Annotated in this window: 9 protein-coding genes; 6 read left to right on the top strand and 3 right to left on the bottom strand. The window is 32.9% G+C overall.

The features are described from left to right. The first annotated feature begins 534 nt into the window (after positions 1 to 534). Positions 535 to 1,794: an alginate export family protein gene (locus BLV35_RS10545; protein ID WP_091090056.1), complete on the top strand. Its 1,260-nt coding sequence runs from the start codon at positions 535 to 537 to the stop codon at positions 1,792 to 1,794. A 339-nt stretch (positions 1,795 to 2,133) separates the two neighbouring features. Here the strand turns inward: BLV35_RS10545 and BLV35_RS10540 are convergent, their stop codons facing one another. Next, positions 2,134 to 2,604, bottom strand: coding sequence for an RES family NAD+ phosphorylase (locus BLV35_RS10540; RefSeq protein ID WP_091089332.1), 471 nt, complete (start codon positions 2,602 to 2,604; stop codon positions 2,134 to 2,136). Next, positions 2,604 to 3,104: a type II RES/Xre toxin-antitoxin system antitoxin gene (gene parS, locus BLV35_RS10535; protein WP_091089328.1), complete on the bottom strand. Its 501-nt coding sequence runs from the start codon at positions 3,102 to 3,104 to the stop codon at positions 2,604 to 2,606. Before parS ends, BLV35_RS10540 begins: the two co-directional genes overlap by 1 nt. Before the next feature lie 164 nt (positions 3,105 to 3,268). Between parS and BLV35_RS10530 the strand changes: the two genes are divergently transcribed. From BLV35_RS10530 to BLV35_RS10515, 4 genes are all read left to right on the top strand, one after another. Then, on the top strand, positions 3,269 to 3,619 hold the full coding sequence (locus tag BLV35_RS10530; protein ID WP_091089325.1) for a hypothetical protein: 351 nt from the start codon (positions 3,269 to 3,271) through the stop codon (positions 3,617 to 3,619). A gap of 498 nt (positions 3,620 to 4,117) precedes the next feature. Continuing rightward, positions 4,118 to 7,630 carry a nitrate reductase gene (locus BLV35_RS10525; protein ID WP_091089322.1) on the top strand — a complete coding sequence of 1,171 codons (3,513 nt, stop codon included), beginning with the start codon at positions 4,118 to 4,120 and terminating at the stop codon, positions 7,628 to 7,630. Between the two features lie 77 nt (positions 7,631 to 7,707). Continuing rightward, positions 7,708 to 9,147 (top strand): rubredoxin, encoded by a 1,440-nt coding sequence (locus BLV35_RS10520; protein WP_091089319.1) that lies wholly within the window; start codon positions 7,708 to 7,710, stop codon positions 9,145 to 9,147. A 266-nt stretch (positions 9,148 to 9,413) separates the two neighbouring features. Next, positions 9,414 to 9,962 carry an acyl-CoA thioesterase gene (locus BLV35_RS10515; protein WP_091089316.1) on the top strand — a complete coding sequence of 183 codons (549 nt, stop codon included), beginning with the start codon at positions 9,414 to 9,416 and terminating at the stop codon, positions 9,960 to 9,962. Between the two features lie 448 nt (positions 9,963 to 10,410). Here BLV35_RS10515 and BLV35_RS10510 read toward each other — a convergent pair whose 3' ends face one another. Next, entirely contained in the window at positions 10,411 to 11,715 is a 1,305-nt protein-coding gene (locus BLV35_RS10510; RefSeq protein ID WP_091089312.1) for a M28 family peptidase, read from the bottom strand. 651 nt (positions 11,716 to 12,366) lie between these two features. On the opposite strand from BLV35_RS10510, the gene BLV35_RS10505 reads away from it, so the two are divergent. Further along, a complete protein-coding gene (locus BLV35_RS10505; protein WP_091089309.1) occupies positions 12,367 to 15,183 on the top strand; it encodes a YobI family P-loop NTPase in 2,817 nt (938 codons plus the stop codon). The last annotated feature ends 56 nt before the right edge of the window (positions 15,184 to 15,239 follow it).

The following is a 15,239-nucleotide window of genomic DNA, read 5'->3' as shown; positions in this document are numbered from 1 at the left end:
AAAAATTAGTTGACTTATTAAAACTGGTTTTGACGCCACAGAATTAAGAAGATTTGACCACGAAAACAGAAAAATTACTCACATCGAATTGAAACTTGACCTTCCAATATTTGATGATATGAAAAAGTTGATACAGCCCTTACAATAAAGATTATTCTGCTATAACTCTAAAAACCTCTTTTAAAACATTTTAAAAGAGGTTTTCTCGTTTTTTAGCCTTTTTACCTTCCATTAATTGAATCCGAATTTGATATATTTTATCAATATCTATTATCATCTTTTTAAATATAAACACTTTCATTTTCAAATTCACAAAAAGCAACAAATACGTAGTTTTTAACGTGTTTTAAATACGTATTTATACTTATTAATTCAATTTTTAAATCTATTTTTGACCGAAATAGATCCTTTCGGCTGTACTCTAATTCAACCGATAATTAGTCCTAAACAGACGAATTTACAGTGCAGCGAATTAGTACTACGAAGCTATTTTACAAAATTAAAATCGATGAAAAATTAACTAAACCAATCACTATGAACATTCTAAAAACCCTTTTTCCCTTCCTAGCTATAATAGGATGCACCACTTACGCACAAGAATTTGAGGCAAACGTCCAACTTAGACCAAGATTCGAATACCGTAATGGATACAAAAGTCTTTTAAAAGATGGTGACATCCCTGCTTCTTTTATATCACAACGTTCGCGCTTGAATTTAAACTTCACGCAAGACAAATTAAAATTAAAATTGGCACTTCAAAACATCAGTGTTTGGGGAGATGTTGCTACAACTTCTACAGCGGCTAAAAATGGAGTAGCTGTTTTCGAAGCTTGGGCTGAATATAGTTTTACTGACAAATGGAGTTCCCGCATAGGTCGCCAAGTATTGAATTATGATAACCAGCGCATCATGGGTGGAATAGACTGGATTCAACAAGGACAAAGTCATGATGCAGTACTGCTTACCTATAAAGACACTAAAAATCAATTGGATTTAGGAGTCGCACACAACGCAAACGCCGAGAACTTATTAGCTCCAACGACCGCTTACACCACAAATTACAAAAACATGCACTATGCTTGGTATCACACTAAAATAAGTACAATAAATGCTAGTTTCTTATTCTTAAACACAGGATATGAATTTGCAGCAACTCCAACTGAGTTAAAAGTGGATTACAAACAAACCTACGGAACTTATCTTACCTATAAAGGAAAAAAATTGGATTTTGACTTCGGACTTTACGGACAATCAGGAAAAAGTGCCGGAAATGATATAACTGCTTTTTACGCAGGATCCAATATAGGGTATGCCCTAACCGAAAATTTTAAAGCGACTTTAGGATATGAATTCCTTTCAGGAAAAGACCAAGATGACACAAGCACTAAACTAAAATCATTCATCCCTTTATTTGGAACAAACCACGCTTTCAATGGTTTTATGGACTATTTCTACGTAGGAAATCATAGCAACAATGTAGGTTTACAAGACGCTTATTTAAAACTGGAATTTCCAATCAAAAAAGTAAAATTATCTGTTACTCCTCATTTTTTCTATGCGCATAGCAAAGTAATTGTAAGTACTGTCGAACAAGATTCTTACCTAGGAACGGAGCTTGACTTGACTGCTGCTTATAAAGTATCAAAAGATATTCTAGTAGTGGGAGGTTATTCTCAAATGTTTGGTACAACCACTCTTGAAGCACTAAAAGGCGGTGACTCAAGCAAAACAAACAACTGGGCATGGCTAATGATCAACATTAATCCAAATATATTTTCGACCAAAAAACAATAAATTTTAGCTTTAACAAAAGACAATTTCATTTCAAAGAACCGAATTAGTCGCTGCACTAATTTGGTTTTATTGTGCCTATTCCAGCCATTCGCTATAGCCCTCACTCAAAACCTTTTTTTTACTAGGTCGTCGCAGGAGCTTCCTACGGTCGCTCTGCTACTCCCGTAAAAAAGCGGTTTTTCAATCGGGGCTGCCGCTACTGTCTGGGGCAGAAGATTGTGATTTTTAAGAACTATTAGTACTATTTATTTTAAGGCTGCAATAAATAAAACGTTCCTTTCCTAAACTTATAAATGAGTGTATAGTAAGTAAAGTGTGTGCTTTTATTAATTACTAAGTTTATTTATGTTTATCTTTTTTAAGCCTTTCGTCTATTGGCAATTTGATAAATTCAATCACTTCTACTTTTCCAAAATCTTTGTATAGCGGATTTAAGATAATATTTGATTCTAATCCAACAATAGTAGATGGTACGCGTAAAGCGAATACGTTTCGGTCTTTTGATAATTTTGTAAAAACTTCTGTTGTTTTAGAAGAATAAGGATATTGGTTCCATCGTTCCGGAAGTTCTTTCAATTCCTCTATAACAAATTCATCTGGGAACTGAATTTTTGCTACTAATATATCTTTGGGTAAATACGCAATATTTTCTGAGTGTACGTAATATTCTAGTAGTGCCAAAGAGATGTTTTCTGAACAATAAACAGCACGCGTTCCCACTTCGTTCCATCTTCCTCCAACTTTTTCAGCTCCTATTCCTGACAGTGTTAAATCTTTATACTTAACATTAGCAATCCTATACACAACCATTAGCTATAAACGTTGTATTGAATTCTTACAATCTCATTTTCGACCATTTCAAAACCAAAACTACTGTCAAGCAATTCAAAAGGAATTTTATTACCAAGAGACTTTGACGGAGTTTTTAACCATTGCTTAAAATCATCTTTAGAATCAAATACATCATAACCCAATCCAAATAGCCTTGCCAATTCGTAGATTCGTTCTGACGTTTCCTTTCCATAAACAGTTTTCTTTTGCATACTACTAATAGAAGCTGGTAATATATCCTCAAACTCTTTTTCCGTAGAACCAGTATATTCTATTAATTCCTTCCACTCTGCTTTTTTTACACCCTCTCTGATACGAATTATTAATTCCATTTTATAACCCGGTGCGTCTTTACCATACTTAACGACCCAAGACGGTGAAAATTTAACGTGACTAGCTGGTTTCACTACTTCTTTAGATACTTTTAGAATTGTAGCCTTCTTGTTAGCTATATTTTTTGATGTTGTTTTTATATTCATAATTGTAATATTACGTTTATATCATTGTAAATATACAATAATAATTTTAGATTTTAAGTATTCTAGATATAGCTAAGAACGAAAGTCTTCTTACTGTTTCAAATTAATCAAGAAATCAGTACACTTGTACCGCTTTTATAAAACCAAAAAAATATCAAATTGACATGAATATCAAAGACTTAATAGGAACCTTCAATATTGTAGGAAGCAATCAAGATGCCGAAGAAAACAACTATAAAGGCACACTTACTTTAGCAGTTGATACCAACGACAGAATTACGGCCAAGTGGTTTATCAATAACGAACAAGTACAAAAAGGCACAGGTTTTTTTAGAGACAATATTCTCGTTATTAATTTTAATTACGAAGGAGAAAATGATGAAATATTTAAAGGTGTTGTCGTTTATCGCTGTATAACTAAAGATTTACTAGATGGCTTTTGGTCTGAAAAACACGGTGATCCGCTTTATCTTGGTACGGAGCGTTGTTTTAGAAGTACTGAAGTTTTGAATTAAAAGTATTCTTTCTGTCTCTCATTTATTTAAATAATGTCAGCTCGATATTCCTGTTTTTTCTAAAAAAACTTATTTCATCCGAGATTCAAACGTCCTTAGCATTCGCAGTCGAGCGTCAAATGTTTGAGGAATGCGTAAAAAGAAAATCTGTTTGAGCGTAGCGAGTTATTTTCTTTTAGCATTCGAAAACTTATTTGACCGACGAGGATGCGCTCAGACTTGATTTTTTTGTTTCTTTTTTGATCAAGCAAAAAAGAAAATTATAATTTCTAGATACAAATAGTACAAGTTTGAGGAAAACTCATCATTCCCCTCCTTTAATTACCACATCCTTATAAATTCCATTTCTACAAACCCCTCACAGTTCATATTAATAAAACTGCAGAATAAAAAATCATAAATACGTATTTTTACGTATTTATACTTAATTTTGTTTCAAAGGTTCTTGGTTTAGATAAAACTAAAAACCAACTTTATTATTAATAAAGAAATGAAATAATGCAAAATTCAGAAATCAAAACTACCTGTTCCTATTGTGGAGTTGGTTGCGGAATTATAGTTACCAATGATGCTAAAAATGGCGTAACCATAAAAGGAGATAAAGACCATCCTGTGAATAGAGGAATGCTCTGTTCTAAAGGAATGAACCTGCATTATGTAGCCAATGATACTTCAGACAGAATTCTGTATCCTGAAATGCGTTGGAGCAAATCACATCCTATGGAACGCGTGAGTTGGGATACCGCTTTAGATAGAGCTGCAGCCGTTTTTTCATCTATTATAAAAAAACACGGCCCTGATAGTGTGGGTTTTTATGTTTCTGGACAATGCCTTACTGAAGAATACTACTTAGTAAACAAACTGGTAAAAGGTTTTCTAAAAACGAACAATATCGATACCAACTCTCGCCTATGCATGAGTTCAGCAGTTGTGGGATACAAGAAAACATTTGGAGAAGACTCCGTTCCTATTGCTTATGATGATATTGAACTGGCAGATACTTTTTTAATTACTGGTGCTAATCCAGCTTGGTGTCACCCAATTTTATTTAGAAGACTGGAGCAACACAAAGAAAAAAATCCAAAAGTAAAAGTAATTGTTATCGATCCTCGAAAAACGGATACCGCTGTTGCTGCCGACTTACATTTACAAATTACTCCTGGAACCGACATTATTCTCTACCATGCTATGGCAAAAAGAATAATCGAAAAAGGCTATAGCGATATCGAATTTATTAAAAAACATACCGAAAATTATAACTTATACAAAGACCTTGTTCTTGCTACTTCGTTAGATAAAGCGTCAAAAATGTGCGGTATTCCGATAAGCCAAATTGAATTGGCTGTTGATATGATTGGAAAGTCAGAGGGGTTTATGTCCCTTTGGGCAATGGGTTTGAATCAAAGTGCGGTTGGTGTAGATAAAAACACGGCTCTACTTAATTTGTCGTTACTAACCGGTCATGTAGGAAAACCTGGATCTGGGCCTTTTTCTTTGACAGGACAACCCAACGCTATGGGCGGACGAGAAGTAGGCGGAATGGCCAACTTACTAGCCGTTCACAAGGATTTGGCTAATCCGGAGCATCGTCGAGAAGTAGCTGATTTTTGGGGCGTAGACGAAATTTCAGAAAAACCAGGACTTACGGCTACTGAAATGTTTGGTGCTCTTGAATCTGGAAAAATGAAAGCGATTTGGATAATTTGCACCAATCCTTTAGTCAGTTTACCTGATTCTAGAAGAGTGGAAAAAGCCTTAAAAAATGCCAAATTTGTTGTCGTTCAAGAAATATCTCATAATGCCGATACTGCTAAACATGCTGATTTATTATTACCCGCAGCGGGTTGGTTAGAAAAGGAAGGCACTATGACCAATTCGGAACGAAGGATCTCTTATTTGCCAAAAGGAATCAACGCTCCTGGAGAAGCACTTTCGGATGTGGAAATTCTGTTGCGTTTTGCTAAAAAAATGAATTTCAACGGTTTCAATTTCAATAACACCGAAGAAGTTTATAAGGAATATTGTCAGATGACAAGAAACACGAATATGGATATTTCTTATTTAAATTATAATCGATTAAAAAACGAAGGTACTTTTCAATGGCCCGTTCCTGATTATGGACATCCTGGAACGCCGCGTTTATTTACCGACAAAAAATTTTATACGCCTTCGCAAAAAGCAATTTTTAATATCCCAACCGCATTAGAAAACACATCTGAAGAACCGAACGATCAATTCCCGTTTATTCTTACCACAGGACGAATAAGAGATCAATGGCATACGATGACAAAAACTGGAAAAGTGTCTCGATTGATGACGCATATCCCGAGCCCGTTTCTTGAAATAAATCCTATTGATGCCTATAAATCTTCTATAAAAAATGGGGATATTGTTGTTGTAACCAGCACAAAAGGAAATGTGCGTGTAAAAGCAAAAGTAACCGACTTGATAAAAGAAGGAGTTGTTTTCCTACCAATGCACTGGGGAAAACAACTCGACAATGATTTAAACCGAACCAATAATGTTACTAATACAATAGTTGATCCCATCTCTAAAGAACCCGATTTTAAATATACCATTGTTTCTGTAGCAAAATACGTAAAACCATTTCAAAAAATTGCGGTCGTTGGCGCCGGAGCAGCAGCGTTCCGATTCATCCAAAACTATAGAGAAATCAATACAACTGATGAAATTATTGTATTTTCGAATGAAGAAAACCCGTTTTACAATAGGGTTTTATTGCCAGAATATGTCACGGCTGAACTTTCCTGGGAACAACTTTTAAAAATAAAGGAAGACTCGTTAAAGAAGTTAAATATTACTATGAAAACGGGAGTTTCTATTGATGCTATAAATACGACGGAAAATACAATTCTGGGCAGTGATGGCGTTGTCCATACTTTCGACTCTTTGATATTGGCTACTGGAAGCAGGCCTTTTGTTCCTGAAAACGCACAATTACATTTACCGGGACGTTTTACTATTCGAAAAAAAGAAGATGCGGACCGACTTAAAAATTACTTAGACAATACCAATTTAGCTCCAGACGAACAACATGTGGTCATTGTAGGCGGTGGATTATTAGGATTAGAATTAGCCGCAGCACTAAAACATAAAAAAGTAAAAATCACGATTATTCAGCGCGCTTCCCGTTTAATGGAACGTCAACTGGATCGTATTTCGAGTAAATTATTGGCCGAAGAAGTACAACTCCGAGATATCCAAATCTATTTTGACAATGAAGTGAGTACGGTATTCGAAACTGATAATCAAAACGAAATTGAAATTGGTTTAAAAAGTGGCCGAATCATAACCGCTAACGCCATCGTTTATACCATTGGAACCATTCCGAATATAGAAATTGCCAAAGAAGCTGGTATTTCCTGCGGTCGCGGTGTTAAGGTAAACCAATATTTGCAATCTTCAAATCCAAACATATATGCCATTGGAGAAATAGCCGAGTACAATAATCAATTATTCGGAATCACCTCAGCAGCCGAGGAACAAGCGGATGTACTAGCCAACTATTTGGGTGGTGATATCAGCAGTTTTTATCGAGGTTCGGTTTTGATGAATATTCTAAAACTTGAAGACATCAATCTTTGTAGCATTGGCCAAGTGGAGATTCCTGAAAATGACGATTCTTATGAGGAAATAGTATTCTCGGATTTAAAGAAACGCTATTACAAAAAATGTATCGTCAAAAACGATTTATTGGTTGGAGCCATTTTGATGGGAGATAAAAATGAGTTTCCAGAATTCAAAAACTTGATCGAAAGCAAAATTGAATTATCTGATAAGAGAGATTTACTACTTCGAGGAACCTCAAGTGCTAAACCAGTTCTGGGAAGATTAGTTTGTTCTTGTAGCCAAGTGGGAAGCGGAAACATTGAAGAAACCATAAAAAGCGGAACCACTAATTTCACCGAATTATGTAAATCAACAGGTGCGGGATTAGGCTGTGGAAGCTGTAAAACCGAAGTAAAAGAAATTTTAGCTAAGTGTAAATAATAGTGGTCAGCGATCGGTGGTCAGTTTATAAGCAATAACTGAACACTAATTTACTGAACACTGTAAACTAAAGAAAGATGGAACTAACAAGATTAATAGTAAAAGGAGGCGTTATTTCACCGGGGGAATTACGTGATATTGTAAATTTAGCTTCGGACCAAGGTTTAGATAGTATTTCCTTTGGATCCAGACAAGATATCATTTTTCCGAAAGTGTTTAAAAATATTGATCCCGAGAAAACTAGCAAACATCACTTTGTTTTTCCAGATGAAAAAAGCGGGAATAACATTGTGTCTTCTTATGTTTCGACCGATATTTTTAGAAATACCTCTTGGCTAACGGGAAATAAATTCCTGTATGTATTAGAACAATTTAAAGAGCAACCCGATTTAAAAGTCAATATCACAGATCCCAAACAGCAGTTAGTTCCTTTATTTACAGGGCATATCAACTTCATAGCTTCTGAGCATGAAGACTATTGGTTTTTATATATCAGAATGCCAAATTGGGAACGCATGGAAGTGTATCCCGTTTTAATCTACAGCTGGGATATTTCGAAAATATATTACGAAATCGAAAAATTGGTTCGAGAAGAATCACACGGAATAGACATGCTTTTTAGTTTGGTCAGCGAAGCTTTAGACACCAATAACAGAACTATAGACAAACCGTTAAACGTTCCCTTCTACCCTTTTCCTTATTACGAAGGCATGAACCGATTGGGGATTGATCAATATTGGCTAGGCTTGTATTGGAGAAATAACCTGTATGATTTAGAGTTTTTAAAAGAAATGTGCGATTTATGCTTCGAATGTAAAATAGGTAAAATATGTATCACGCCTTGGAAATCATTTATCGTAAAGGGGATCCCAAAAGACCGAAAACTAGATTGGGAGAAGTTCTTAGGTAAAAAAGGAATCAATATCAGACATTCTCTTTTAGAACTAAACTGGCATTTACCAGTAGCCGTAGAATGGGCTTTGAATCTCAAAACATTTCTGGTTCGTACCTTAGACCAATTTGACATTAGCACCTATGGACTTACTTTTGGAATATCCGAATACAATCGCGATGGGCATTACTTCACCTCTATTGTGGTCGAAAAAAACGGCTTGCCTAAAGATTTAGAATCCATTAAAATCAGAGACACTTTTAATGTATTATACGCCAAACATTTTGACCCAAACAGCAGAGAATATATTGTTCATGCGCAAGATGTCGACAAACTGGAATTGCCAACTATTTTGATTGAATTAAGTAAGAAATATTTTGAGGAATTAGGGAATTCAGTACAAGAGGATTCGGCCACAACGACCATAAAAGAAAAAGTACAGCAAGAGGTCCACCAATGCCAAGACTGTCTTACGGTTTATAACTCAGAATATGGAGACCTTGTTCAGGGAATTGAAAAAGGAGTACTTTTTCAAGATCTACCCGAAAATTATTGTTGTTCTCTATGTGAGTCTCCAAAATCGAATTTCATCGAATTAAAAGGGGAGAAATTAGATGCTGTTTAATTTAGAGTGGAAGTAATCCTTTCGTAACATTTAAAATAAAACCATTAAGAAATTAAAAGTCATTAAGTAAAGAAGCTTATTTTATTAATCTCTAATTAGTTTCTAAAGAGTTGATTTTATTACGCTTTATAATTACGCTCGAACATCATCTGGAAATTTTAATCTCATCTTGTCAAAATTCTTAATTTTCTTAATAGCTAAATGGTTAATAATCATTTATTTTTGGTGGTTCATAATCCCTTATATTATAATAAATCAATAACAACATGAATACAACTTTTAAACCTGTAAGTGCGTCACACATCACAATTTCTGAACTAATGTTGCCTTCACATACCAACTTTAGCGGGAAAATTCATGGCGGCTATATTTTATCTCTAATGGATCAGATTGCCTTTGCTTGTGGTTCTAAATTTTGTGGGAATTATTGCGTTACAGCTTCTGTAGATACCGTGAATTTCTTAAAACCTATTGAAGTAGGCGAATTGGTAACTATGAAAGCCAGTGTCAATTATGTGGGAAACAGTTCTATGATTGTGGGTATTCGTGTTGAGTCTGAAAATATTCAAACAGGAACTGTCAATCATTGTAATTCTTCTTATTTTACCATGGTTTCCAAAGACAGTAGCGGAAAAAACGCTGCCGTTCCTGGACTTATTTTAACCAACATAAAAGAAGTAAACCGTTTTCAAAATGCGTTGAAGCAAATCGCTTTGCGAAAAGAAAGAGAAGAACATAGAAGTATCGCTACTTTTGGATCAATTGAATCTATTGTAAGTTCGAATAAATACAAAGTACAAGTAGATCTTGGTTAAGTTTTAAAAACGAATCATAAAACAATCAAAAATTAGCAGATTAAATGGTATTCTACTGCTTCTTAATAATAAAATACTATCTCCCACATGAATCTATTGTCCGTTCGAGCGGAGTCGAGAAACACTCGCAATCAATCTACCAACTGGATCATCAATAGATTTAAAATAATATAATTGTCCGCTTTGAGGATTAAAAAAAATGGCACGCAGATTTTAAAGATTTCTGCAGATCAGTTATCATTATTCCGTAAAACTCTGTAAAATCGACATGCCTTTTAAAATTAGAAAATTAAGTATGCACAGACATATTAAATAATAATCAAGTTCTATTTTACAAAAAAATAAAAACCATTAAGAAATTAAGTTTTATTAAGTTCTATTGCTTAATTTTCTTAATCTCTTAATGGTTTATGAGGTGCATACAGCTTGTTGTACCGCTTACTCTTTATTACCTCAACTTAGCCGTATCCACTCTCGTAGGCGTATCTTTTCCACTTACAATAGTTGACGAACTAATCGCGATGGCCTTAATGATTTCGGTCATGTTGTTCATATCTAAAGTCTCAATTTCATCACTTGCTTTATGATAATTCGGTTCATTATCCATTTTTGAAGTCGAAATCGTATGTGCCGGAACTCCTAACTTTGCCAAAGTAGCATTGTCAGATCTATAAAACAATTGTTGGTCTGGATAAGGGTCTGCATAAAATTTAAAAACTGATCCTTCTAAGTTTTCCTGAAGAATTTCTCCCATACTTGATTTCTCAAAACCAGTAATATAAGCCGAATTTTTACCCCATTTCGATTCTGTTCCTATCATTTCAAGATTGAACATCGCCATAACTTGCGCTGGATCTAGTTGTTTCGAAAAATACTTAGAACCATAGCCACCTAATTCTTCGGCTACAAAAGCAGTGAAAATTATGGAACGTTCGTTGTTATTCATTTTCTTAAAATACTCCGCTAGTAATATTACGGCAGTTGTTCCTGCAGCATCATCATTGGCGCCATTATAAATAGAATCAGTAGCATCGTGTTGCTCTCCTTCTGCGGGAGAACCCACGCCCAGGTGGTCGTAATGTCCTGAAAACACAACATATTCATTAGGTTTGCTTTTCCCTTTCAACATCCCAACCACGTTATTTAGTTTATTGGTTGTAATCGTATTAGTCGCTTCAATCGAAAAATGCGTCGCCTCAGTAGGTCCAAAAACAAACACAACCGTATTTTTTCCAGGAGTCGCCGCCATTTGCCCCATGTGTTGAATATTAGGAAGTATCTTTCTAAAAGACTCATCTACCAAAACCAATAAGTTTTTATCACTTTGGTAATACTCATAAAACTTAGGACCAAAAGTATCTCCAGCTCTAATATTCACTACCGCAATAGGACTATCCTCTGTAAAAGAAACTTGAGGTTGGTATGAAAACGAAATCATCGACCCCGCATCAATCGCTTTTCCGTCAATTTGAATATCCAGACTCTTCCTTTTGGATTCCGTCATAGAAAATTCTTGTCGGTAATCTTTTGCGCCATTAAAGGTTTGTAAGCCTATTTTCTTGAACTGCGATTCAATATATCCCGAAGCCTTATCAATTCCCGGTGTAAAGGCTCTGCGTCCTTGCATATCATCAGCCGCAAGTACTTTCTCGATCTCGGTTACCTTCTTTACAGTAATCAATTTATCGATCGATTGCGCCTGAACCAGCAAACTAGAACAAAGTACAAGACCACTTAAAACAATTTTTTTCATAGTTATATTTTAAATAAGAAATAATCCATTTTTATAATAAGAGTGTAGAAATCAAAATGTGTTACAATAATTTTAAGAAAATTACCAACATAAACGTCTTCAGACTAATTCGTTTTCTATAGAAAATTTCGCTGATTTATTTAATTTTTAGGAGCAAGACAACAGTCATTTTCAAGAACTTCCCCTCCTGCTGTCCGCTGTATTCCCGAATAATAAAAACTACGGCTAAAAAGCCTTGTTTTATTAAATCGGGAGATGCCGCTCCCATCAGGGCTACTAATCACGGGTAATTTTCATAATAACGGTATTACGAATTGTCATTACGACGAACAGCCTGTCCCGATTTTGCAGGAAAGCAATCACTCAAAGCATAACCGCGACAAAACTCAACCCTTAGATTTCTTTAGCTTTAAGTTACATTTTTTATGGGACAGCTTCGTTCCTCGCAGTGACTTTTATCCTATTGCTTAACCTTATGTGCTATACGAGAGAATTTGTGCGGTAGCGAAAGAAATCTAAAATTTACTTTTAAAAAAGAAAGAAAAATCTTTGGTTGTAATTTTGTAATTTTGAAGAAATCACGAAGAAATAACAAAATAAGCTACACTGCGATTTTTTCAAGAAAAAATAAATCTAATCTATTGAATAATTATGAATGTATTTGTTTTATTAATTTCTGAAGTAAATAAGTTAGTGCATATTAGCCAAATAAATAAGCGTATAGTGAAACTTAAAGAGACATTAAAAAATTCATTAATCAGCATAATACTATTTGCCATTCAACTATTTAATAAATGGTATATAAAATTAAATCAAAAAAGTAAAATTACAAATTCTCAAAATTTTGAAGATTTCACACCTATAACACTGGACGACAAAGATGACAAGTACAGCGAAATTATAAAATACGCAATTGATAATCTAAACACTAAAAATGTGGCTTTAACAGGCCCATATGGTTCCGGTAAGAGTTCAATATTAAAAACATTTGAAAGCAAACACATAGAAAATAAATACTTGAATATCTCTTTAGCAACTTTTGATGAAAAAGAGCACCAACTAAAAGAGATTGAGTATTGTATCCTTAAACAACTGTTTTATAAAGTTGAGCAAGACAAAATTCCTGAATCAAGATTTAAACGAATTATTAATCAAAAAAATGTAAAAACAAAAGCCTTCTTTATTTTTCTCTGGTTAATTTCACTAGCATATTTTTCAAAACCAAACTTATTAATTGAATTTTCAAAAAACTTTTCTCTTAATTTTTATTCTAAAATTTGTAATCTCTTTTATACACTATATCTTTTAGGTGGAACTATGTATTTGCTGTATAAAACAATGGGATTTATTTTAAATTTTAAATTTACCAAATTTAGTTTTCAAGATACAGAAATCGAAAATGGAGATGATAAAAAAAGTATTAATTTTGAAAATGAAATTGATGAAATTTTATATTTTTTCGAAAGAAACTCTTTCAATGTTATTTTTATTGAAGATTTGGATAGATTCAAAAATACTGAAATATTCATAAAACTACGTGAAATCAACTATTTGATAAACAATTACGACCCTATAAAAATTAAAAGGAAAATCACTTTTATATATGCCGTTCAAGATGATACTTTCAAAGAAGACGAACGAGCTAAATTTTTTGACTTTATTATTCCAGTAATTCCCGTTATTAATTATTCAAATTCTAGTATTGAATTATTAGATAAAATAGACATCAATAAAGATGGAATACCAAAATCTTTTATCAAACAAGTTGCTCGTTATTTATCAGATAAAAGAACGTTAATCTCGATTAACAATGAATATAAAATATATAAAACAATAATCGGTAATGATTTAGAGAAAAGGAAACTTTTGGCAATGATGATTTACAAAAATGTTGAGCCGACAGATTTTGACAATTTAAATAGTCAAAAAGGTTATGTTTATACCGTTTTTAGTGATTACTATAAACTTATAAAAAGTTCAATTGATACAATTGACAAAAAAATCATAAAAGAAAGGACTAAGATAACTAGTACAGAGGATGAGATATTTAGAGATGTAAACGAGTTAAAAAGATTGTATATAATAAAAACATTTGAACTTTTAAATAACAATGCTGTTGGTATTGATATTAATAACATTCGATGTACAATTAGTCAATTATTAATTGAATCTAATTTTATTTTATTTACGCAACTTACAAAAATCAATTATTACACCTATAATTCTTATTCTTCAAATTACTTATTAAATAGTAGCAATCTTTCTTTTAAAAAATTGGAATTAGAGGTTGGATCGTATGATGAACGGTTAGAAATTATTCAAAACAAAAAAGAAAAAAGATCAAATATATTTAGAAAGGAAATTGAAAAACTTGAAAATGAAAAGGAAGTAATTAGGACTCAAAAAATAAAAGATCTTGTAGACGATGAATATTTTGAAAAATGTTTGGGTAGTTTAAAATATAAAGAAAGTATAAAAGTAAAAGAGGAAATTGACGGAAAAGAAATGATAATTACAAAAGAAAAAAAAGTCGATTACAAAATCCAAAATATTGAATTAATTAATTATCTCATACGTTATGGTCATATCGACGATAGCTATTCTCACTATATTTCGCACTTCTACCCTGGATCAATTACCAAAGAAGATAACGATTTTTTAAAGAGCTTCACTAACAATAAGCCATTGCCTTATAATTTTAAATTACAAGAGATAGGAAATTTATTTTCTGATATTGTAGAATCAGATTTTAGTAGAGAAGAAATACTAAATTTTTCTCTTTTAGATTATATGTTAGAAAGAAAAGATACAGAAAAAGAATTATCTCAAATCATTACATTATTAAGTACTAAAATACACAAGCCTATTAATTTTATAGATGAATATTTAATTTATACAATCAGCCAAAACCAACAACCTTTTCTCAAAGCACTTTGTAAACATTGGAAAAACCCTAATCAAAATATTTGGGAAGAAGTATGGTCAAATTTTTCAGATGAGAAGACTGTAAATTATTTGAATTTAATATTTTCTACATTAGATATTCCAACAATACTAAACTTAGATATTAGAAATAATATATCAAATTATATTTCTGAAATAGAAAGTTTAAAAGTCTTTACCAATAACGATAAAAAAATGACTGAATTTATTTTAGAAACTAATATAAAATTCAAAAATATTGATAATGAAGGCGCAAAATTTATTTTTGATTTCATTTATCAAAATAACAATTATGAAATTAATGAGAAAATGATTGAGCTATTTGTAACTCGTTATTCTCAAAAAAGTGTTGATATAGAATTACTAAAAACAGCAAATTACACTACTATTAAAAATTCAGGTGCTTCGAAATTGATTAAATACATCGACTCAGATATTGAATTTTACATTAAAACAATATTCTTACAATTAGCAACTAATTGCGGTTGGGTATTTCGGTCGGACCGTGCCACCCATTTCGGTTGAAATGGTGCCACTTTGAAAGATATTACAATAATACAAAAAGTTTGTTCAGTTTAAAA

Origin of the sequence: Flavobacterium gillisiae, from assembly GCF_900107635.1 — a bacterium.
In the GTDB taxonomy this organism is placed as follows: domain Bacteria; phylum Bacteroidota; class Bacteroidia; order Flavobacteriales; family Flavobacteriaceae; genus Flavobacterium; species Flavobacterium gillisiae.
The sequence above is the reverse complement of the archived record's forward strand: the minus strand, read 5'-3'. Positions and strand labels throughout refer to the sequence as shown.